The sequence below is a fragment of the Allobosea sp. genome, assembly GCF_030695125.1.
Classification (GTDB): domain Bacteria; phylum Pseudomonadota; class Alphaproteobacteria; order Rhizobiales; family Beijerinckiaceae; genus Allobosea.
In genome coordinates, this window is sequence record NZ_JAUYTP010000016.1 from 207,304 (window position 1) to 229,609 (window position 22,306).

General features: G+C 67.7%; 18 protein-coding genes and 1 riboswitch. Of the genes, 11 read left to right on the forward strand and 7 right to left on the reverse strand.

From position 1 onward, the window contains the following. Nucleotides 1-30: 30 nt before the first annotated feature. Nucleotides 31-1,371 (reverse strand): nucleotide sugar dehydrogenase, encoded by a 1,341-nt coding sequence (locus Q8S38_RS04330; RefSeq protein ID WP_305679192.1) that lies wholly within the window; start codon nucleotides 1,369-1,371, stop codon nucleotides 31-33. A 289-nt stretch (nucleotides 1,372-1,660) separates the two neighbouring features. On the opposite strand from Q8S38_RS04330, the gene Q8S38_RS04335 reads away from it, so the two are divergent. Continuing rightward, complete coding sequence (locus tag Q8S38_RS04335; RefSeq protein WP_305679193.1) at nucleotides 1,661-3,715, forward strand: NAD(+) synthase; 2,055 nt, start codon at nucleotides 1,661-1,663, stop codon at nucleotides 3,713-3,715. Nucleotides 3,716-4,006: 291 nt separating this feature from the next. Here the strand turns inward: Q8S38_RS04335 and Q8S38_RS04340 are convergent, their stop codons facing one another. The 6 genes from Q8S38_RS04340 to Q8S38_RS04365 form a co-directional block, all read right to left on the reverse strand. Beyond that, entirely contained in the window at nucleotides 4,007-4,582 is a 576-nt protein-coding gene (locus tag Q8S38_RS04340) for a hypothetical protein (protein ID WP_305679194.1), read from the reverse strand. Beyond that, nucleotides 4,566-5,321 (reverse strand): SDR family NAD(P)-dependent oxidoreductase, encoded by a 756-nt coding sequence (locus Q8S38_RS04345; RefSeq protein ID WP_305679195.1) that lies wholly within the window; start codon nucleotides 5,319-5,321, stop codon nucleotides 4,566-4,568. The genes Q8S38_RS04340 and Q8S38_RS04345 overlap by 17 nt, the downstream gene beginning before the upstream one ends. Then, nucleotides 5,294-6,334, reverse strand: coding sequence for a ketopantoate reductase family protein (locus Q8S38_RS04350; protein ID WP_305679196.1), 1,041 nt, complete (start codon nucleotides 6,332-6,334; stop codon nucleotides 5,294-5,296). The genes Q8S38_RS04345 and Q8S38_RS04350 overlap by 28 nt, the downstream gene beginning before the upstream one ends. Nucleotides 6,335-6,494: 160 nt before the next feature. After that, nucleotides 6,495-7,448 (reverse strand): isoaspartyl peptidase/L-asparaginase family protein, encoded by a 954-nt coding sequence (locus Q8S38_RS04355; RefSeq protein WP_305679197.1) that lies wholly within the window; start codon nucleotides 7,446-7,448, stop codon nucleotides 6,495-6,497. Nucleotides 7,449-7,642: 194 nt separating this feature from the next. Next, a complete protein-coding gene (locus Q8S38_RS04360) occupies nucleotides 7,643-9,235 on the reverse strand; it encodes an ABC transporter substrate-binding protein (RefSeq protein WP_305679198.1) in 1,593 nt (530 codons plus the stop codon). After that, complete coding sequence (locus Q8S38_RS04365) at nucleotides 9,232-9,783, reverse strand: MarR family winged helix-turn-helix transcriptional regulator (RefSeq protein WP_305679199.1); 552 nt, start codon at nucleotides 9,781-9,783, stop codon at nucleotides 9,232-9,234. Before Q8S38_RS04365 ends, Q8S38_RS04360 begins: the two co-directional genes overlap by 4 nt. Before the next feature lie 238 nt (nucleotides 9,784-10,021). On the opposite strand from Q8S38_RS04365, the gene Q8S38_RS04370 reads away from it, so the two are divergent. From Q8S38_RS04370 to Q8S38_RS04415, 10 genes are all read left to right on the forward strand, one after another. Further along, nucleotides 10,022-10,723, forward strand: coding sequence for a creatininase family protein (locus tag Q8S38_RS04370; protein WP_305679200.1), 702 nt, complete (start codon nucleotides 10,022-10,024; stop codon nucleotides 10,721-10,723). Between the two features lie 121 nt (nucleotides 10,724-10,844). Further along, nucleotides 10,845-11,819: an ABC transporter permease gene (locus tag Q8S38_RS04375; protein WP_305679201.1), complete on the forward strand. Its 975-nt coding sequence runs from the start codon at nucleotides 10,845-10,847 to the stop codon at nucleotides 11,817-11,819. After that, entirely contained in the window at nucleotides 11,816-12,745 is a 930-nt protein-coding gene (locus Q8S38_RS04380; RefSeq protein WP_305679202.1) for an ABC transporter permease, read from the forward strand. Before Q8S38_RS04375 ends, Q8S38_RS04380 begins: the two co-directional genes overlap by 4 nt. 160 nt (nucleotides 12,746-12,905) lie before the next feature. Next, nucleotides 12,906-14,609: a dipeptide ABC transporter ATP-binding protein gene (locus tag Q8S38_RS04385; protein WP_305679203.1), complete on the forward strand. Its 1,704-nt coding sequence runs from the start codon at nucleotides 12,906-12,908 to the stop codon at nucleotides 14,607-14,609. 161 nt (nucleotides 14,610-14,770) lie between these two features. Beyond that, entirely contained in the window at nucleotides 14,771-15,670 is a 900-nt protein-coding gene (locus Q8S38_RS04390; RefSeq protein WP_305679204.1) for a polysaccharide deacetylase family protein, read from the forward strand. Nucleotides 15,671-16,611: 941 nt separating this feature from the next. After that, complete coding sequence (locus Q8S38_RS04395; protein WP_305679205.1) at nucleotides 16,612-17,652, forward strand: OmpA family protein; 1,041 nt, start codon at nucleotides 16,612-16,614, stop codon at nucleotides 17,650-17,652. 136 nt (nucleotides 17,653-17,788) lie between these two features. Continuing rightward, nucleotides 17,789-17,986, forward strand: coding sequence for a hypothetical protein (locus tag Q8S38_RS04400; protein ID WP_305679206.1), 198 nt, complete (start codon nucleotides 17,789-17,791; stop codon nucleotides 17,984-17,986). 37 nt (nucleotides 17,987-18,023) lie between these two features. Then, a riboswitch (TPP riboswitch) is annotated at nucleotides 18,024-18,128 on the forward strand. Between the two features lie 76 nt (nucleotides 18,129-18,204). Further along, nucleotides 18,205-20,091, forward strand: a complete 1,887-nt coding sequence (gene thiC, locus Q8S38_RS04405; protein ID WP_305679207.1) for a phosphomethylpyrimidine synthase ThiC — start codon at nucleotides 18,205-18,207, stop codon at nucleotides 20,089-20,091. 76 nt (nucleotides 20,092-20,167) lie between these two features. Further along, nucleotides 20,168-20,908: a M48 family metallopeptidase gene (locus Q8S38_RS04410; protein WP_305679208.1), complete on the forward strand. Its 741-nt coding sequence runs from the start codon at nucleotides 20,168-20,170 to the stop codon at nucleotides 20,906-20,908. Nucleotides 20,909-21,109: 201 nt separating this feature from the next. After that, complete coding sequence (locus Q8S38_RS04415; protein WP_305679209.1) at nucleotides 21,110-22,306, forward strand: multidrug effflux MFS transporter; 1,197 nt, start codon at nucleotides 21,110-21,112, stop codon at nucleotides 22,304-22,306.

The following is a 22,306-nucleotide window of genomic DNA, read 5'->3' on the forward strand; positions in this document are numbered from 1 at the left end:
GGCTTGATGTCGCGTTGATCGCCGGTTTGCTCAGGCCTTGAAGACGTTGGCGGCCATGACGCCGTTGCGGGCGCAGGCGTTGCGCGTATCGATGACGAGCTTCGAATGGGTAACGATCGTGCCATAATCGACGTCGTCATGATCCGTCGCGATCAGGACCGCATCGAACCCGGCCAGAGACTCGGCGCCAATACCGACGCTTTTGCGGCCGGTCAATTCGGCATGCTCGCGTGTCGGCGGAATGATCGGGATGAAGGGATCGTGGAACGCGACATGGGCACCGCGCTTTTCGATCAACTCGATCAGCTTGAGCGCCGGGCTCTCGCGCATGTCGTCGATGTTCTTCTTGTAGGCGATGCCGAGGATCAGAATCCGCGCGTCGCTGAGGTTCTTGCGAACCTGCGTGTCGAGCAGTTCGGCGAGCCTGTTCACGACCCTGTAGGGCATCCGGGAATTGATTTCGCCGGCAAGCTCGATGAAGCGCGTCGCGATGTCGTATTCGCGGGCCTTCCACGTCAGATAGAACGGATCGATCGGGATGCAGTGACCGCCAAGCCCGGGCCCCGGATAGAACGGCATGAAGCCGAAGGGCTTGGTTTTCGCGGCGTCGATGACCTCCCAGACGTCGATCCCCATGGCCTCGTAGACCACCTTGAGTTCGTTCACGAGAGCGATATTGACCGCGCGGAAAATGTTCTCCGTCAGCTTCACGGCTTCGGCAGTCGCAGTCGACGACACCGGCACCGCCGTGACGACGAGCGCGCTGTAGAGAGCCACCGACATGGCAAGAGCGTCGGCTCCGTCGCCGCCGACCACCTTGGGGATCGTCGAGGTGCCGAAGTCGGGGTTGCCTGGATCCTCGCGCTCGGGAGAGAAGGCGAGGAAGAACTCCTCGCCGCTTTTCAGCCCGGTCACCTTCTCGAGGATCGGCCGCATCACCTCGTCGGTCGTGCCCGGATAGGTCGTCGACTCCAGCACGATCAGCTGATCCTTGCGCAGACGCTTGGCGATCGCTTCGGTCGTCTTGACGACATAGGAGAGGTCGGGTTCGCGATGCTTGGTCAGCGGCGTCGGCACCGCGATCAGCAGCGCGTCCGGCTCCGACATGCGGTCGAAATCGGCCGTCGCGACGAAATGTCCGTTGCGGACGCCTTCGACGATCAGATCCATCGGAATGTGCTTGATCGCGCATTTGCCGGCATTGAGGTCATCGACACGCTTTTGATCGATGTCGAAGCCAATGACCTTGATGCCCTTGCGCAAGGCAGCCAGAGCGAGCGGAATGCCAACATAGCCGAGGCCGACGATGCCGATGACGGCCGTTCGGCTTTCGACCCGCTCGATGAAGCGCTGGGCGACTGGCGAGTTCACATTTAACCCCTTGGTGGACAGGTATCGATCGTCAGAAATCACTCAAAGAAGGGCTGCTTCTTCCAGACTTCACATACTGCGTCAATGCACGCCGGCGGATCCGGCAATGCTGGCGGAACAGGGCAGACATCAGCGGTAAGCCGGGGTTTGCCCGGGCGGGAAGCGCCGCGTTTCGGTGTTGGCGAGGTCGCGCCTGCCGCGCCAGAGCAGCACGTGCCTTGCTCAGAACGGCCGGCTCGCGCAATAAGCGGCCAGGCCTTGGCGATGGCTTGGAACGAGAGAGGTCTCCATGAGCTTTGGCAATCGGAACTTCCACAACCTCCACAGCCACGGCTTCATCCGGCTCGCCTGCGCGGCGCCGCGGCTCAAGGTCGCCGATCCGGTTTTCAATCTCGCGCAGACGCTGCCGCTGCTTCGCCGTGCCGATGAGGGCGGTGCGTCCGTCGTGCTGTTCCCGGAACTGGGCCTCAGCGCCTATGCGATCGACGACCTGCACATGCAAAGCGCGCTCCTTGATGCCGTGCGCGACGCGCTGGCGGCGCTTGTCGAGGAGAGCCGAAAGCTGCGTGCGGTTGCCGTCGTCGGTGCGCCGCTGCGCGTCGGGGGGCGGCTGTTCAACTGCGCCGTGGCGATCCATCGCGGCCGCATCCTCGCCATCGTGCCCAAGACCTATCTGCCGAACTATCGCGAATTTTACGAGCGCCGACAGTTCGCCTCGGGCGAGCGCGCCGGCATCGCCTCGATCGAACTCTGCGGCCAGGAGGTGCCCTTCGGCACCGACATCCTGCTGACCGCCTCGGACGTCCCCGATCTCACCCTCCATATGGAGATCTGCGAGGATGTCTGGATGCCGGTGCCGCCGAGTTCCTTCGCGGCGCTCGCGGGCGCGACCGTGCTGCTGAATCTCTCGGCCTCCAACGTCACCATCGGCAAGTCCGACTGGCGCCATGCGCTCTGCAAGGCCCATTCGGGGCGCTGCATCGCGGCTTACGCCTATTCGGCCGCCGGCACGGGGGAATCGACCACCGATCTCGCCTGGGACGGGCAGGCGATGATCTACGAGAACGGCGCGCTGCTGGCGGAGGCCGCGCGGTTCGCGGCCGAGCCGCAGCTGATCCTCGCCGACATCGACCTCGAGCGGCTTGCGCTCGACCGCATCCGCATGAACACCTTCGGCGACAATGCCGATGCGCTGCGCGACCGGCTGAATTTCCGCCGCATCGCCTTCGCGCTGGAGCCGGACCGCGAGAGCGATCTCGGCCTGCGGCGCGAGGTCGAGCGCTTTCCCTTCGTCCCCTCGGACGATGCCAGGCTGAACGAGCTCTGCTTCGAGGCCTACAACATCCAGTCGCATGGCCTGCGCCAGCGGCTGGCGAGCACCCGCGTCGAGACAATCGTCATCGGCGTCTCCGGCGGGCTCGACTCGACGCAGGCGCTGCTGGTCGCGGCCGACACGATGGATGCGCTCGGCCTGCCCCGCGCCAACATCCTCGCCTACACGCTGCCCGCCTTCGCCACGAGCGCGGGAACCAAGACCAATGCCTGGCGGCTGATGAAAGCGCTCGGCGTCACCGCCGCCGAGATCGACATGACCCCGGCCTGCCGGCAGATGCTGGTCGATATCGGCCACCCCTTCGCCGAGGGCGAGCCCGTCTACGATATAACTTTCGAGAACGTGCAGGCCGGCGCGCGCACCTCGCTGCTGTTTCGCCTCGCCAACAAGAACAACGGCCTCGTGCTCGGCACGGGCGATCTCTCGGAGCTGGCGCTGGGCTGGTGCACCTATGGCGTCGGTGACCAGATGTCCCATTACAACGTCAACGGCTCGGTTTCGAAGACGCTGATCCAGCATCTCATCCGCTGGGTCGCCCGCACGGAGCGCTTCGGCGCCGAGGCCTCGGCCACGCTGGAGGCGATCCTCGCCACCGAGATCTCGCCCGAGCTGGTGCCGGGTGATGGCGAGGGCCCGAGCCAGAAGACCGAGGATTTCGTCGGCCCCTACGCGCTGCAGGATTTCAACCTGTTCTACACGACGCGCTACGGCTTCCGGCCCAGCAAGATCGCCTTCCTGTCGCATCATGCCTGGGCCGATGCCACGCGCGGCGACTGGCCGCCGCATATGGAAGTGGCCAAGCAGGTCGCCTACGACCTCCCGACCATCAAGAAATGGCTGACCGTCTTCGTGCGCCGCTTCTTCGAGACCAGCCAGTTCAAGCGCTCGGCCATGCCCAACGGGCCGAAGGTCTCGTCGGGCGGCTCGCTCTCGCCGCGCGGCGACTGGCGCGCGCCCAGCGACGCCTCGGCGGCAGCCTGGCTGGCGGATCTGGCGCGCATTCCGGAATAACACAGGGCAAGACCGAAGGCAGGGCCGATGACTGCCTCAGGGATCAGATGACGACAACAGAGGCCGGCCAGCGCCATCGCGACCCGGCCCGATGTCCCCGAAGATGGTGCGCCCACCCTTTTCCAGGCTGCCTGGCATCGCGTGCTCGGACTGCTCGCTCGATGCAACCATGTCGATCCCGACACCCTCGGCGCAGCGAGTGGGGCTGTTCAGTTCGCCGTCAGGTGTCTGGAGAGGACGGCCGCACGTCGGCGTCGCTGGTCGAAGCCGGAAAACGGATCGGAATGGGAGCTACCAGCGTTGTCCGCGGGCCGGCCGCAAGGGCCTGCAACCGCGGCGATCGCAGGTGCTCTCCCAGACCCGGCCATCGCCGTCGATGCAGCGGCTGGCGTTGCAATCCATTCCGCCACCTCCGCGAATACGGCCGTCATCCCAATCCTGCCGGCGCGAACGGCGATCGTAGCCGTCGTCATAGCCGCCGCCATAAGCCGGGCCGCGACCGCCTCCGACGCGACCGACCGGCCCGCTGCTCGGCCGGCAGCCATACCGATCGCATGTCGACTCGGTATAGACGCCGGTTCGCAGGTCGATGCAGCTCTGTGGCGAGCATTGCATCTGGACGCGGGTCAATTCGTTCGACAGCGGCATGGGGGCGGCTGGCATCGCAAGAGCAGCGCCCGAGACAGCCGCCAGGACGAATGAAAATGCAAATGCAGCGAGACGCATGATGACCTCCATGAGCGCGCAGTATTGCCTGCCGGATCTGAACGGCGTCTGACTGGAGACCGTTCCCTTGTTTTCGCGGTCACGCCATTCGTCGAGCGGAACGGCACGCGGCCCTTGTCGAGCCTCAGGAGCGCCCGCCATCCACCGAGAGCACCTGCCCGGTGATCCAGCCCGCCTGCTCGCTCAGGAAGAACAGGCTCGCCGCCGCGATGTCGGCGGGCGTGCCGAGGCGCCGGGTGTGGATGCCCTCGATCAGGCGCTTCTGCCCTTCGGCCCCATAGCTCTCCCATTGCCGCTCGGTTGCGGGGTTGGAGCGGACGAAGCCCGGCGCCACGGAATTGACGGTGATGCCATGCGGTCCGAACTCCCAGGCCAACTGCTTGGTCAGCCCGACCAGCGCATGCTTGGCGGATGAATAGGCCTGGATGCCGGTCAGGCTCGGGCGCAGGCCCGCCCCCGAGGAGATGGTGACGATGCGGCCATGGCCGGCGGCCTTCATCGCGGGTGCCGCCGCCTGGGCGAGGAAGAAGGCGGAATCGACATTCGCCGCGAAGATCACCCGCCAGTCGGTCTCCGAGATCGCCTCGATCGGCCGGCCGACCTGGCCGCGCACACCGCCAGCGGCATGGACCATGAGTTCCAGCCGGCCGCTCTGGGCCAGGATGTCGGCGACGAGCTTCGCCGCCGCCTCGGGCGAGCCGAGATCGACCGCATGCGGGATCGCGCCGATCGCAGCCGCCGTGGCCGCCACGCCCTCGGCGTCGATATCGGCGAGGTGGACGGTCGCGCCGGCCTCGACCAGGGCGGTCGCGATGGCGCGCCCGATGCCCTGGGCCGCGCCGGTGACGAGGGCTATGCGGTTGTCGAAACGGATTTGCATCGGTCGATCAGCACTTTCAGGGTCTCTGGGGATTGCGGCCGACGGCCGTCCTCGATGTCGTGGATCAGGGTGACCAGCGTCTCGATCGCGGGTGTCGGCACGCCGGCCTCGGCGCCCAGTTGAGCGATGATGCCGATCTGCGGATCGACCTCCGTCTTGCGCTTGCGCACCGCGAGATCGCGCCAGATGCCGGAATGGGTCTTGGCGGTCTTGGAGGTGTAGTCGGCGAGCCAGGCGATGGTCTCGATCTGGGGATATTCCGGCTTTCCGGGTGCGAAGACCATCGGGTCGAACTCGCCGAAGCCCAGCGTCTTGACGCCGCGCGCGGCCGCCACTGCCGCGACCTCCTGGCCGAGCGTCAGCCAGACCGCGAGCCGAGCCGGATCGGCGAAGTTCGCCGACATGGAATCGCCCGTCAGCGCGGTGCCGAACAGCATCGCGCCATAGGAGAGCTTGCCCCAGAGATAGCCCCAGATATTGGTGGTCAGGATCGACTTCGGCTCGAAACCGAGCAGCAGCTTGTGCATCTCGATCGCACGCGGCGTAATCTGGCCGTCGATCTCGCCGACGACCACGGCCCCCTCATTGCCGTAGAGGATCTCGCCCGGGCCATGCCAGTCCGCACCGAAATTGACGAAGCAGCCCATCGTCCGCTGCGCGCCGACGGCGGCTGCGATGGCGATCTCGTTGAGCCCGTTCTGGGCCGAGAGCACATAGCCGTCCGGCGCCAGATGGGGGCTGAGCGCCGCGACCGCCTCGTCGGTCGCGCCGGCCTTCACCGCCAGCACGATGCGCTTGTAGGTCCCGGTCAGTTCGGCCGGCGTCACGGCCGGAATGACCTGGCGGAATTCCTCGATCGGGCCGGTGATCGAGAGCCCCGTCGTCCGGCAAGCCTCGACATGCTCGGGCACGATGTCGACCAGCAGCACGGGGATGCCGGCGCGGGCCCAATAGGCCCCGAGCGTGCCGCCGATGGCGCCGGCGCCCCAGATCAGGATCGGTTCGGTGGTCATGCGAGCAGCTCCTGAGCGTGTGAGCCCTCATCCTGAGGAGCGGGTGAAAGCCGCGTCTCGAAGGATGGTCCAGTGAATGCGCGAACCTCCTGAACCATCCTTCGAGACGCCGCTGCGCGGCTCCTCAGGATGAGGGCTGAGGAAGACGACCGGCCAGCCATCAGGCCCGACCCGCGATCTCGACATCGCCATGCGTCGCAACATGGACGATCCCGTCGGGCGTCACCCAGCCGCGATACATGCCTTGCGTGTTGTAGGGCGCGACGATGCCGCCGTCCGCGCCGATCGCCACAAGCCCGGCGCCGATCTTGTGGGCGGTGAGTTCGCCGAGAACGGTCGCGCTCGCCTCTTCCAGCCCCAGGCCCTTGTAGGCGATCAGCGACGCCAGCTCGTGGCCGACGCAGTAGCGCATGAAATACTCGCCCTTGCCGGTGCCCGACACGGCGCAGCGCCCGTCGCGGGCATAGGTGCCAGCGCCGATGATCGGCGAATCGCCGACGCGGCCGACCGGCTTGTTGGTGTAGCCGCCGGTCGAGGTCGCAGCCGCCAGATGCCCTTCGGCATCCAGCGCGACGGCGCCCACGGTGCCATGCTTTTCAGCCTCGCTCGCCTCGCCGGTCGTGCCGACCAGCTCGCGGATCTTCATCTGCGAAAGGTTCTTGCGGCGCCGATCGGTCGAGAAATGGCCGTTCTCGACGATGTCGAGCCCTTCATGGGCTGCGAATGTGTCGCCGGCCGTACCCGCGAGCAGAAGCGGGTCGCCGCGCAGCATCAGCGCCTTGGCCGCGCTGACGGGATTGCGGATGCGCTTGACGCCGGCGAGCGCGCCGGCGGCCAGCGTCGCCCCGTCCATGATCGAGGCGTCGAGCTCGTGCTCGCCCTCGGCGTTGAAGGCTGCGCCATAGCCTGCGTTGAAATGCGGCGAATCCTCCATCACCCGCACGGCCGCCTCGACCGCGTCGACGGCGCTGCCGCCTGCGCTGAGAATGGTCCAACCGGCCCGCAGCGAGGCGGCGAGATCGGCCCGGGCGTCAGCCCATTCCGCCTCGTTCATTTCGGATTTGGGCAGCGTGCCGCAGCCGCCATGGATGGCGAGGGCGATCGGTTTGGTCATCAGGGTGTGGAACCTCGACGCAAACCCCTCTCCCTCGTGGGGAGGGGAAGGGGTGGGGGACGAACGACCGGGTGAGCGGCCGCAAACAGGAACATGGGACTAGGGTCGGGCCTCTCGTATCGAGTGTGAGCGCTGCCTTTGCGCTCCCCACCCCTAGCCCCTCCCCATAAAGGGGGAGGGGAACGCGGCTGGTGTCACTTCTTGGCGGGCTTGATGTCCATCGCCAGGGTGTCCTCGTCGACGCGCGGGGCGATCGTGACCTTGTCCTTCTGCATCGCCCAGGCCGAGCCGACTGCGACGATCGGCAGGCGCGGACGATCCTTGGCGACGATGGCATTGGCCTGCGACAGCAGGTCGTTGCGCTTGGTTTCGTCGAGCTCGACGGCGGCGTCCTGGATCAGCTTGTCGAGATCGGCGTTCTTGTAGCCGAGCACGTTGAAGGCGCCGAGCTTCCTGGCCGGGTCGTTGGAGTGGACGACCGAGGAGAGCGTGTAGTTGGCCTCGCCGGTCAGCGTGCCCCAGCCGGACATGGCGAGCGAGAATTCGCCGCGCGTCCGGGCCGGGAAGAACACGGCCGCCGTCTGGGCATTGGCGGTGACGTCGAGCCCGATCCGCGCCAGCATCTGCGCCACCGAGGTGCCGACCTGGCGGTCGCCCGGCAGGCGGTCATTGGTGAAGGAGAAGGAGGTCTTGAAACCGTTGGGGTAGCCGGCCTCCTCAAGCAGCTTTTTGGCCCGGGCGAGATCGACCTTCAGCGGCGGCAGGCTCTTGTTGAAGCCGGCGATGCTGGAAGTCACCAGCTGGTTGACCGGCGCGCCGAGGCCTTCCATCGCGATCTCGACGAGCGCGGGCCGGTCGATGGCGAGGTCGATCGCCTCGCGCACGCGAGGGTCCTGCAGCGGGTTCTTCGGCAGAGGGGAGCCGTCCTTGGCGCTGACCTGCGGGGACTTGTCCCGCATGTCGATTTCCATGTTGAAGACATAGACCGTGTCGATCGTCGCGACCGTGAGCTTCGGGTCGCGCTTCAGCGTGGCGATGTCGGAGGACGGCGCGCGCACGATGATGTCGACCTGGCCCGCCTTCAGCTGGGCGACGCGGGCGGCGTCATTGGGCAGCTCCTTGCGGACGACCTTGGCCCAGGGCTCCTTGGGGCCCCAATAGCCGTCGAACCGGTCGAGCACGAGCTGGTCCTTGGGGGTCCAGGAGACGAACTTGTAGGGGCCCGTGCCGATCGCGGCCTTGCCGGAATTGAACGTCTCGTTGGCGTTGTCCTTGGTCAGTCCGGCAGCGGCCTTGGACGAGACGATGAACAGGCGGATGAAGTCGTTGGGCAGGTTCGGTGCCGGGCCGTCGGTGACGACATGGACCGTCAGCGGGTCGATGATCTTCACCTCCTTGACGCGCCGCGTGTAGATCGTCGTCGGATTGGGGCCGGAGACGACCGGGATGCGCTCGATCGAGAACTTGACGTCCTCGGCGGTAAAGTCCGACCCGTCGTGGAACTTGACGCCCGAGCGCAGCTTGAACTCCCAGGTGTCGGGCGCGATCGCCTTCCAGCTCGTGGCCAGACGCGGCTCGATCTGCAGCTTGTCGCCAGACCAGGTCAGCGTGTCGAAGATGTGCTTCAGCGATTCGGCATGTGTGCCGGTGGCGGTGAAGTGCGGGTCGATCGAGTCCGGGCCGGCGCGCACGCCGATCGTCAGGTTCTGGGCGAGCGCGGCCGTGGAGACGGAGGCTCCCAGCAGCAGCGCCAGGGCGGCAATGCGGGTGATCTTGGTCGGTGTCATGGTGCGGTTCCCTCTTTTTCGAGATCGTGGGGCCAGGTCGGTGAGGCGATGACCAGCTTGTCCATCAGTTCGCAGAGCTGGCGCTGCTCGGCATCGCTGAGAGCCGACAGCATGGCCGTCTGCTGCTGGATCATCAGCGGCATGGTTTCTTCGAAAATCGCGCGGCCGGGTGCCGTCAGGTACAGGACAAAGCTGCGCAGATCGTCATGGTCGGTCTCGCGGCGCAGCAGCCGCCGCTGCAGCAGCTTCTGGATCGACCGGCTGAGCGTGTTCTTGGGCAGGCCCGAGGAGGCGACGATGTTCTTGGCCGCGACGCCGTCGCGCAGGCCGACCGCATAGAGTGCGACGAATTCAGGCCGGACGAGGCCGTAGCGCGTCTCGATCCAGCGATAGACCGGGTCGTTGAAACGAAAGGCGACGAAGTTCAGCCGGAACGACAACCAGCACGGATTGTCCCACAGCTTGGTGACGGTCAGCGGATCGAGTTCGCGCAGCGCCTGCTCGCGCTCCGGGTCGACCCGCGACAGAGCCGTCGGCGCACGCCGCATGCCCAAGCCCTCCCTGCTTCAATTTAGTTCCAAATGGAACTTGACGCTGTCGAGGGGCAGAGTCAAGGATGCAGGCATTGAGGATGATGGAGCAGCGGTCCTCCCGCAATTCGTTTCTCCACCGAGAGCCGCCTGATCTGGCGGACCGTTTTTCGGCCGAGCGGCGTGTCGAGGAGCCCCGCTGCTCGGCGTTCCATGAGAGCATCGTCGCTCGCATGTCTTTAGCAAGGATCAGGCCGTGCGTGTTGCGCAGATGAACTGGATGCAGATCGAGGCGCAGGCGCAGCGTGACGACCGCTGCGTCCTCCCGCTCGGCTGCGTCGAGCAGCATGCCTATCTGAGCCTGGCGACGGATGCGATCCTCGCCGAAAAAGTCGCCGATGATGCCGCCGAGCCGCTCGGCCTGCCGGTTTTCCCGGTTCTGGCCTATGGCATGACCCCGGCCTTCGCCGCCTATCCGGGCACGGTTTCGCTGCGCATGAGCACCTATGTCGCCTTGATGGAGGACATGCTCGAGGCGTTCTACCGCTCGGGCTTCCGCCGCATCGTGCTGGTCAATGGCCATGGCGGCAACGCGCCGATCATGACGCTGGCGACGGAATGGATGGGCAGGCGCACCGACGCCAGCGTGCGGCTGCACAATTGGTGGGCAGGGCCGCGCTTTCAGGAGGCGGTCAAGGCCATCGACCCTGCGGCGTCGCACGCGTCATGGATGGAGAACTTCCCCTGGACCCGGCTTGAGGGCGTCGCCATGCCCGACGCGGTCAAGCCGCCCTTCAACGCTGCCCTCTACCAGGCCGCCAACCCGACCAAAAAGCGCGAGATCCTCGGCGACGGCAATTTCCTGGGTCGCTACGAGCGCTCCGACAACGAGATGCTCAGCCTCTGGCAGGTCGGCGTCGAGGAGACGCGCGCCGCGATGGTGGAGGATTGGCCGTGAGCGCCACGACGTCATTGCGAGCGCAGCGAAGCAATCCAGAAGGGCTTGCGCGACATGCTCCGGATTGCTTCGCTGCGCTCGCAATGACGGTTGGGGCCGGCTCCTCCGTGGCAGTGCGCCCATGCTAGCCCACATCCTCGGCCGTCTGGGGCAGGCGCTCGTCGTCATGCTCGTGATGTCGGCGCTGGTGTTCGTCGGCGTCTACGCCATCGGCAACCCGATCGACGTGCTGATCGGCCCTGATGTCAGCCAGGACATCCGGCTCGACACGATCGCGCGCTACGGGCTCGATCAGCCGCTCTATGTCCAGTACTTCACCTTCCTGGGTCGCATCCTGCAGGGGGATTTCGGCCGCTCCTTCGTTTTCGGCATGCCGGTGCTGGACCTGATCCTGTCGCGCCTGCCGGCAACGCTGGAGCTGACGCTGGCGGCCGTCTGCGGCGCCGCCCTGATCGGCATTCCCGCCGGCATCTATGCCGGCTACCGGCCCGACGGGCTCGCAGCCAAGGCGATCATGACGATCTCGATCCTCGGCTTCTCGGTGCCGACCTTCTGGATCGGCCTCGTGCTGATCATCGCCTTCGCGGTCGAACTGCAATGGCTGCCGGCCGGCGGGCGCGGCGCGACCCTGCCGCTCTTCGGCGTCGAATGGAGCTTCCTCACCGCCAACGGGCTGAGCCATCTCCTGCTGCCCGCCGCCAACCTCGCCTTCTTCAAGCTCGCCTTGATGACGCGGCTGGCCCGTGCCGGCACCCGCGAGGCGATGCTGTCGGACACGGTCAAGTTCGCCCGCGCCGCCGGCCTGTCCGAATGGACCGTGCTGCGCCGGCATGTGCTGCGGCTGATCGCGATCCCGCTGGTCACCGTGTTCGGGCTCGAATTCGCCTCGACGCTCGCCTTCGCCGTCGTCACCGAGACGATCTTCTCCTGGCCCGGCATCGGCAAGCTGATCATCGATTCGATCACCTCGCTCGATCGGCCGGTGATGGTGGCCTATCTGATGCTCGTCTCCTTCGTCTTCATCATGATCAATTTCCTGGTCGATCTCGCCTATGTCGGGCTCGATCCGCGGCTGCGCCGGGCGGGCTCGCGATGAGCCAGCCCTTGTCCAAGCAAGGCTCTTCGCCCGCAAAGTCCTCTTCTGGCAAAGAGATCTCTCCGGTCGCGCGCTTCTGGGCCGAGTTCCAGGAGAGCAAGGTCGCGGTCGTGGCGCTCGCCGTCGTGGTACTGATGCTCGGCGTCGCGATCTTCGCGCCGCTGGTCGCCCCGCAGAACCCCTATGATCTCGCCAATCTCGTCCTGATGGATGCCCGCCGCCCGCCGGGCTTCGTCGGCTCGGCCGGCTACACCCATATTCTGGGCACGGACGCGCAAGGGAGGGACCTGTTCTCGGCCATCCTCTACGGCCTGCGCATATCCTTGCAGATGGGGCTGATCGCCGGCTCGCTCGCCTTCACCGTCGGCGTCACGCTGGGGGTCGGCGCCGCCTATCTCGGCGGCCGCTGGGAAGCCTTCATCATGCGCGTCGTCGATCTCCAGCTCGCCTTCCCGGCGATCCTGCTGGCGCTCGTCCTCTCGGCCCTGCTCGGCCAGGGCAAGATGCAGCTGATCGCGGCGCTGGCCGCCGCGCAATACGCCTATTTCGCCCGCACCGCGCATGGTGCGGCCTCGGCCGAGCGCGGCAAGGACTATGTCGAGGCGGTGCTCTCCACGCCGCTGCCGGCCTGGCGCGTCGTGCTCAAGCACATCTTCCCGAACTGCCTGCCGCCGCTGATCGTGGTCGCGACCGTGCAGGTGGCGAGCGCGATTGCGCTGGAAGCCACGCTCTCCTTCCTCGGCGTCGGCCTGCCCGTGACCGAGCCCTCGCTGGGCATGCTGATCTCCAACGGCTTCCAGTACATGCTCTCGGGCCGCTACTGGATCTCGATCTATCCCGGCATCGCCCTGATCGTGCTGATCGTCGCCATCAACCTCGTCGGCGACCGCATCCGCGACCAGGTCAATCCGAGGCTGAAGCGATGAGCGGCTTTCGCCCAGCGCCAAACGCGCCGTCGTCCCGGGCGGAGCGAAGCGCAGACCCGGGACCCATTCCTGAGCATTTGCAGGTGGGGCTCCGGAATGGATCCCGGGTCTCCCTTCGGTCGCCCGGGATGACCCCGGTGGTTGGAGGGAGGAGGAACGGATGACCGACACCCCCCTCCTCGACGTCACCGACCTCGCCACCTTCTTCCACGCCCGCGCCGGCGTGGTGAAGGCGGTCGATGGCGTTTCCTTCAGCCTGAAGCGCGGCGAGGTCATGGGCCTCGTCGGCGAATCCGGTTCGGGCAAGAGCATCACCGGCTTCTCGATCATCGGCCTGCTCGATCCGCCGGGCCGCATCGAGCGCGGCTCGGTCAAGCTCGAAGGCCGCGAGCTCGTCGGCCTGCCGCCCGATGAACTGCGCGCCATTCGAGGCAAGGCGATCTCGATGGTCTTCCAGGACCCGATGATGACGCTGAACCCGATGCTGACCATCGGTGACCAGATCGGCCTGGCGCTCGAGGCGCATGAGAGCGTCACGGGCACTGAGCGCCGGCAGCGCGCGATTGCGGCACTCGCCCAGGTCCGCATTCCCGACCCAGAGACCAAGGTCGATTTCTACCCGCACCAGTTCTCCGGCGGCATGCGCCAGCGCGTCGCCATCGCGATTGCGCTGCTGCACCGGCCGCGGCTGATCATCTGCGACGAGCCGACGACGGCGCTCGACGTCTCGATCCAGGCCGAGATCCTCGCCGAGATGAAGGAACTGGTCGCGCAGCTCGGCACCGCGCTGATCTGGATCAGCCACGACCTCGCCACTGTCGCCTCGATCGCCGACCATGTCTGCGTCATGCGCTATGGCAAGATCGTCGAGGCGGGACCCGTGCTGCAGGTCCTGACCCGGCCGCAGCACCCCTACACGCAAGGGCTGCTGGATTCGCTGCCCTCCCGCGCCAAGCCTGGCGCGATGCTGGCCCGTGGGGCGGGCACCGATGCGGCCCCGCCACCGCGCCTGCCGCGTCAGGCGGAGTCGGGCCATCGCCGCGCCGATCTGCCCTATGTCGTCATCGACACCGTCGGCAAGCGCTTCCAGCGCAAGGCGGGCGTGGTGCGGGTTCTCGCGCAGAAGGCGGGTCTCGCCCGCCCGCTGCCGCTGGTGCAGGCGGTCGACGCCGTCAGCCTGTCGATCGCGCGCGGCGAGGCGCTGGGGCTGGTCGGCGAATCCGGCAGCGGCAAGTCGACGCTCGGCCGGATGGTCGCGGGCATCTATGCGCCTGACAGCGGCCATGTCCTGATCGACGGCGAGCCGGTGATGAGCGCGGGTGATCGCCCCCACAAGATCACCACCCGCATCCAGACGATCTTCCAGGACCCCTTCGCTTCGCTGAACCCGCGCATGCGCATCGGCGACAGCATCGCGGAAGGCCCGCTCGCCCACGGCCTCGTCGGCCGGGCCGAGGCCGGCACCTATGTCGCGCAATGGCTGGCCGCCGTCGGGCTCGACCCCGCCTTCGCCGGCCGCTACCCGCATCAGTTCTCCGGCGGTCAGCGCCAGCGCGTCGCGATCGCCCGCGCGCTCGCCATGCAGCCCGACGTCGTCGTCTGCGACGAGCCGGTCGCCTCGCTCGACGTCTCGATCCAGGCGCAGATCATCAATCTGCTGCTGCGGCTGCGGCAGGAACTCGGCCTGACGCTGCTCTTCATCTCCCACGACCTCTCGGTCGTCCGCCATCTCTGCGACCGCGTCGCGATCATGCATCGCGGCAAGATCGTCGAGAGCGGCCCGGCCGGCGAGGTCTACGACAACCCGCGCGACGCTTACACGAAGAGGCTTCTCGCGGCAGTGCCGGTGCTGCCGGTGGCGTGAGTGTGACGCATTCGTCCATCCGCGACGTCGTCCCGGGCAAGCGGCGGCAGCCGCGCCGACCCGGGACCCATGCCTGAACGGTTCCGGCATGGGTCCCGGGTCTCCGCTTCGCTACGCCCGGGACGACGTCGCGCGTAACCGCATGAACAGGAGCCCAACCCATGTCCGAACCCGAACTCCTCCCCTGGCAGTGGCCGGAAGAGACCTGGCGCGCCAAGGTCGATCGCGTCCGCGCCGGCCGCAACCTGAAGCCGGCAAAGTGGAAGAACGGCGCGCGCTGCGCCGTCGCGCTGTCCTTCGATGTCGACCACGAGACCAACGAACTGCGCGACGGCGGCAAGTCGGTCGGGCGGCTGTCCTGGGGGCAGTACGGCAACCGCGTCGGCATGCCGCGCATTCTCGATCTGATGAAGAAGGAGGACATCCAGGCGACCTTCTTCGTGCCGGCGGTCACCGCATTGCTCTACCCCGACGAGCAGCGCCGGGTGATCGCGGAAGGGCATGAGATCGGCCTCCATGGCTGGATCCACGAGGTCAACACGGCGGTCCCGGCCGAGGCTGAGCGCGAACTCCACCTGCGCTCCGCCGACACGCTGGAAAAGATCACAGGCGTCCGCCCGGTCGGCATGCGCACACCCTCCTGGGACTTCTCGGAGGTGACGCTGTCGATCGAGCGCGAGCTCGGCCTGCTCTACGATTCCTCGCTCTTCGCCGATGACGACCCCTATGAAATCGTCGAGAAGGGCGAGCCGACCGGCATGGTCGAGTTGCCGGTCGAGTGGATCCGCGACGATGCGGTCTATTTCAACATGAACCGCTTCCAGGCGCTGCGGCCCTATACGGCGCCGGAAGTCGTGTTCGACATCTTCCGCCGCGAATTCGACCGCGCCTATGACGAAGGCGGGCTGTTCCTTTTGACCATGCACCCGCATGTCATCACCTACCGCTCGCGCATCTGGATCCTCGAGAAGCTGATCTCCCACATCAAGGAGATGCCGGATGTCTGGTTCGCCAGCCATGCCGAGATCGCAGGTTACGTGAAGGCCGAATCGGGAATCTGAGCGGTCAAGGCGACGGTCGGGGAGGAACAAGGCCGGATTTCCGCCGTTTTTGGTTCAGGAGGGGTTCAGCGCTTTCGGCGCGTTCTCGCTCGCAGTTGAACTGGAAAACGGATCTCATGACGCGCAATAAGAACTGGCTACTGGTGGGGACCATGCTCCCGGCGATCGTCCTGGCACAGGGCACGAACGCCGCCCCTACCATTCCGCCCGCCTCGTCCTTCGAGCTCGCCCAGGCCTCGCCCCCGGCCGATGATCAGCCCGGTCAGCCGCGCCGTGAACGCGCCCCAGGCGTGCCGCGTGCCCCCGGCGGGCCTGCGGCCCCCGGTGCCGCGCCCAACGCGCCGGCAGGCGCGCCTCCCGCCGTCCAGCGACCCGTCGCTCCCCAGGCGCCCGCGGCGCCGCGTGCTCCCGCGCAGGCCGCTCCCCCCGCGGATGCGCCGGCTCCCGGCGCGCCCGAGCCCCGGCGCGAGCCGGCCATGCCGCGTCCGGTGCCGCCGATCACCGCTCCGGTAAACCCCGCACCAGGCGCCCCCGCCGCGCGTCCCGTCCCGATCCCGCCGGCGGATGGCGTTCCCGCGGTGCGTCCGACGCCGCCGCGCCCGTCGGGAGTGGAGCCCAACCGGCCGGTTGCGCCGACCGCGGCGCCGCCCGCAACGGCGCCGGCGCTCAGGGGACCGGCGACCGCGCCCGGTGTTTCCGCGCCGGCTGCGCCGACCGCAGCCCCGCCGCAGTCTCCGACGCCGCCGGCACCCCCCGCGGTTCCGCGCGTGGCGCCATCGGCCCCCGCACCTGCCGCACCGGCGCCGTCGGCTGCGCCCGCTCAGCCGCAGACCGCCCCAGTTCCCCAGACTGCGCCCGCGCCTCAGGCTGCGCCGGGCGCGCCGGCTTCCGGCCGTGCCCCCGGAGCCCCGCCTCCGCCGCGTGACGGCCAGACCCAGGCCGTGCCGCCGGCTGCGCCGGGTGCGGCTCCCAGCCAGGCTCCCGCAGGCGACCCGCGCCAGGGTCGCCGCGGCGGTGTCGGTCTTGGTGGCGCAGCCGCGATCGGCCTGGGCGCCGGCGTCGTCGGCGGCATCATGGCCACGCAGGGCGCTGACCGCCTGGAGGATGTGCGCGGTCGCCGCGAGGAGCGGCGCGAGGGCGACGTCACCATCATCCGCGAACCCGGCCGCACCATCATCCGCGACGATGATCGCACCATTATCCGCCGCGACGAGACGCAGCGTTTCCGCGATCTCGGCCTCGAGGCCCGCACCGAGCGTCGCGGCGACGAGAACCGCACGGTGTTCGAGCGCGCCGATGGTACGCGTATCGTCACCATCACCGACGAGAACGGTCGCCTGCTGCGGCGTGCCCGTCTGGACCGCGAGGGCAGGGAGGTCGTGATCATCGACAACACCCGCCGCGACCGGCCGCGCGACCGCTTCTCCGACGAGATCGTCGTGCTGGAGCGACCGGCGCTGCGCATCCCGCGCGAGCGCTACGTCGTCGATGCCGACCAGGCGGATGAAAGCCTGATCTACGACACCATCGTCGCCCCGCCGCTGGGGCCGATCCCGCGCCGCTATACGCTGGACGAGGTCCGCTATTCGCCCGATCTGCGGGCGCAGATGCGCAGCGTCGATATCGACACCGTGACCTTCGCGACCGCCTCCTGGGACATCGCGCCCGGTCAGGCGCAGCGGCTCTCGGTCATCGCCGACTCGATCCAGCGCGCGCTGAAGGCCTCGCCGAACGAGGTCTTCCTCGTCGAGGGGCACACCGATGCGGTCGGCCCCGAGATCGACAATCTGTCGCTGTCGGACCGGCGCGCGCAGTCCGTGGCCGAGATCCTGACCCGCGATTTTGGCGTGCCGCCGGAAAACCTGACGACGCAGGGCTATGGCGAGCAGTATCTCAAGGTCGCGACCCAGGATGCCGAGCGCCTGAATCGCCGCGTCACGCTGCGGCGGATCACACCCCTTCTGGCGGGGCAGGGCGGCTGATCGCCCAGGCAAAACGCTCGATACGGAAGGCCGCCGCGAGGCGGCCTTCCTGCATGGGAAGACCCGGCTTTCACGGCATCGCGTTCACGAAGGCTCAACATCCCCCGCCTATCACCGATGCGAGGGAGGATCCCCGATGAGCGATTCCATGGCCATCGCGCAGACCTTTGCCGCGACGCAGGCGACTGCCACGCAGCAGGCGCTGCAGACCATCATGCTGAGCCAGCAGGCGCAGGCTGATCAGAGCGTCGTCGCCCTTCTCCAGCAGAGTGCCGAGCAGATGCAGGCCGTTCTCCCTGCGGGACAAGGCCAGGCCGTCGACATCACCGCCTGAGGCGGTTGCGCATCGCCGCCCACCCGCCTAACCTCGATCGCGTTCCGAGGGGTGCCCGCAAGGGCTGAGACGGCTTTTCAAGCCGAACCCATCGAACCTGATCCGGGTCATACCGGCGGAGGGACTGGAACGCGGCGCATGCCCGCATTGCGACCGCATCACAGCGCTTGAACCGCTTCGACGCCGGATCTCCTGACCTCAAAGGCGGAGATCCAAAAATGCCTTCCCAGCCAACCAAAACCTTCGGTGCCCCGACCGGCGTCACCACCGGGCCGATCACCGGCTCGCGCAAGATCTATGTGCCGGCGCCACAGGATGATGCGATCAGGGTGCCCTTCCGCGAAGTGTCGCTGAGCACCGATGCCGAGCCGCCGGTGCGCCTCTATGATCCCTCGGGCCCCTATACCGAGACCGACATGGCCGTCGACCTGAATGCGGGCCTGCCGCAGATCAGGCGCGCCTGGCTCGACCGGCGTGGCTTCGAGACCATTCCAGGGCGCGCCTTGACGCCAGCCGACAACGGCCATGCCGCTGCCGCCCAGAGCGTGCCGTCCTGCCCGGCACAGCGCCCCGTGCTGAAGGCGCAGACGGGCCGGATGGCGACGCAATACGAGTTTGCGAAGGCCGGCATCGTCACGCCCGAGATGATCTATGTCGCGCATCGCGAAAATCTCGGCCGCGCCGCCATGCTGGAGGGCGCCCGCGAGCGCCTGGCCGATGGCGAGAGTTTTGGCGCCAGCGTGCCGGAGTTCGTCACGCCGGAATTTGTGCGGAGCGAGATCGCGCGCGGTCGCGCCATCATTCCCGCTAACATCAACCATCCCGAGCTGGAGCCGATGGCGATCGGCCGCAACTTCCTGGTCAAGATCAACGCCAATATCGGCAATTCGGCGGTGACCTCGGGCGCGGCCGAGGAGGTTGAGAAGCTGGTCTGGGCCATCCGCTGGGGCGCCGACACGGTGATGGACCTCTCCACCGGCCGCAACATCCACGCCATCCGCTCCTGGATCCTGCGCAATGCGCCGGTCCCGATCGGCACGGTGCCGATCTACCAGGCGCTGGAGAAGGTCGGCGGCGACCCGGTCAAGCTCGACTGGGAGGTGTTCAAGGACACGCTGATCGAGCAGGCCGAGCAGGGCGTCGACTACTTCACCATCCATGCCGGTGTGCGCCTGCCTTACGTCCCGCTGACGGCCAACCGCGTCACGGGCATCGTCTCGCGCGGCGGCTCGATCATGGCGCGCTGGTGCCTGGCGCATCACAAGGAGAGCTTCCTCTACGAGCGTTTCGACGAGATCTGCGAGATCATGCGGGCCTATGACGTCTCGTTCTCGCTCGGTGACGGGCTGCGGCCGGGTTCGATCGCCGACGCCAATGACCGCGCCCAGTTTGCCGAGCTGGAGACGCTGGGCGAGTTGACCAAGGTCGCCTGGGACAAGGGCTGCCAGGTGATGATCGAGGGCCCCGGCCATGTGCCGATGCACAAGATCAGGGAGAACATGACCAAGCAGCTGCACGAATGCGGCGAGGCGCCCTTCTACACGCTGGGCCCGCTGACGACCGACATCGCCCCAGGCTACGACCACATCACCTCCGGCATCGGGGCGGCGATGATCGGCTGGTATGGCTGCGCCATGCTCTGCTACGTCACGCCCAAGGAACATCTCGGCCTGCCGAACCGTGACGACGTCAAGACCGGCGTCATCACCTACAAGATCGCGGCGCACGCCGCTGACCTTGCCAAGGGTCATCCGGCGGCCAGGCTCCGGGACGATGCGCTCAGCCGCGCGCGCTTCGACTTCCGCTGGGAGGACCAGTTCAATCTCGGTCTCGATCCCGACACGGCGCGCGCCTATCACGACGAGACCCTGCCCAAGGACGCCCACAAGGTCGCGCATTTCTGCTCGATGTGCGGGCCGAAATTCTGCTCGATGAAGATTACGCAGGATCTGCGGGCCGAGGTTCTGGCCATGGGCGACAATGAGCGTGCCGCGCTCGATCAGGCGGCCGCCGAGATCGAGACGAAGCGCAGCGAAGGCATGGCTGCCAAATCGGCCGAGTTCCGCGACGGCGGCGGCAAGCTCTACCGGCCCGCCGTCGGGTGAGGCTGCCCCGCGGGCGCATGCCGCCCACCAGATGACCCCTTCCGCATCGACCGCGAATCCCGCACAATCGCGGCCGATGCGGCTCTCCCTCTTCAAGCGCAAGCCCGATCCCGAGCGGATCGAGGTTCCTCATGGCGGGGTGCTCTATCCCGTCGCGGTGAAGCGGCGGGCGAGCGCGCGCCGGATGACGCTGCGCGTCTCGCAGGCGAGCGGCGAGATCACCCTGACCCTGCCCGAGCGCGCCGATTTCGCCACCGGCCGGCTCTTCGCCGAGAACCATGGCGGCTGGATCGCGGCCCGCGTCGCCAAGCGCCCCCAGGGCATCCCCTTCGAGCCCGGCCAGACGATCCCGTTTCGCGGCACGCCGCACAGGATCGTTCATTGGTCGAAGGCCCGCGGCGTGACCCATGCCACGCAGGACAAGGACGGCGCGTCGATCCTCGCGGTCGCCGGCGAGAGCGCCCATGTGCCGCGCCGGATCAAGGATTTCCTGCGCCGCGCCGCTTTGGACGATCTGGAGGCGGCGGTTGCCCGGCATACGGCCGCGCTCGGCATCCCCGCCCGCAAGATCACGATCCGCGACACCACCAGCCGCTGGGGCTCCTGCTCGTCGCAGGGCCACCTCAACTTCTCCTGGCGGCTGATCCTGGCCCCGCCGCTGGTGCTGGACTACCTCGCCGCCCATGAGGTCGCCCATCTCAAGGAGATGAACCACTCGCATCGCTTCTGGGCGCTGACGCACAAGCTCTGCCCGCGCACGGAGGAGGCGGAGGCCTGGCTCAAGCGCCATGGCGCAGGGCTGCACGCCTACGGGTAGCCTCGACAGCCCCTGACACGAAGCCTAGAGGAATGCGCCTTAATCCTCGGGCAAACCCGTCATCCTGGACAAGCGGCGAAGCCGCGCAGATCCGGGATCCATCATAGGGTCGCGACGGCGCCCCATGATGAATCCCGGCGCTCCGCTTCGTTTCGGCCAGGATGACGAGGAGGTTTCGAGCCAGGACGAGCCGTAACCCGCATGAAACTCCGCCCCGACACGCTGGCGATGACCGCCGTTCTCGCCATGCTGACGGCGCTCGGTCCGCTCTCGACCGATTTCTACCTGCCCTCCCTGCCCGATATCGTCCGCGTCATGGAAACCGATGTCGCCGGGGCGCAGGCGACGCTCTCGGCCTTTCTCTTCGGCTTCGCCGGTGGGCAGATCCTGTGGGGGCCGCTGTCGGACCGGCTCGGCCGCAGGCCGGTGCTGCTGGTCGGGCTCGGCATCTTCGTCGTGGCGACGCTGGCTTGTGCGCTGGCCCCCTCGATCGAGGCGCTGACGCTCGCCCGTGCGGTTCAGGCGCTCGGCGCGTCGGGCCCGATCGTGCTCGGCCGGGCGATGGTGCGCGATCTCTATGAGGGGCCCCGCGCCGGGCGCGAACTCGCCCGCATGGGCATGATCATGGGCGTGGTGCCGGCGATCGCGCCGGTGCTGGGCGGGGTGCTCCAGCAGGCCTTCGGCTGGCGCTCGACCTTCGTCGCCTCCCTCGCCTTCGCCGCCGCGCTGATCGGCGTCGTCATCGCCCTCCTGCCCGAAACCATCCGCACCCGTTCGCGCGAGCCGCTCTCGCTGATGGCGATCATCCGGGGCTTCGGGACACTCCTCCAGAACCGCGCCTTCCGCGTCTATGTCGGCTTGACCTCGCTCGCCTATGGCGGGCTCTTCGCCTTCATCTCGGGCTCTTCCTTCGTGCTGATCGGCATCCACGGCCTGACGCCGGTGCAGTACGGGCTCTCCTTCGGCTTCGGCGTGCTCGGCTTCATCCTCGGTACGATCCTGGCCCAGCGCCTCGTCGGGCGGCGCGGTATGGATGGCGTCATCGCGCTCGGCGTGCTCTGCCTCGCCGGCGGCGGGCTGGCGATGCTGCTCTGCGTGCTGACGGGCTTCGCGGGGCCTTTCGGCGTCATCGTGCCGATGGCGCTCTATGCCTGCGGCGTCGGGCTGGTCATGCCGCAATCCCAGGCCTCGGCGATGATGCCCTTCCCCGATCGGGCGGGCGCGGCCTCGTCCTTCACCGGGCTGTGCCAGATGCTGTTTTCGGCCTGCGTCGGGCTGCTGGTCGGGCAGGCCTTGAAGAGCGGCGCACTGCCGCTGCCTCTGGTGATGTCGGCGATCGGCGTCGCCGCGCTCGTGCTGTTTCGGGCGAGCGCGGCGATCCGTGCCGCCAAGGCCTGA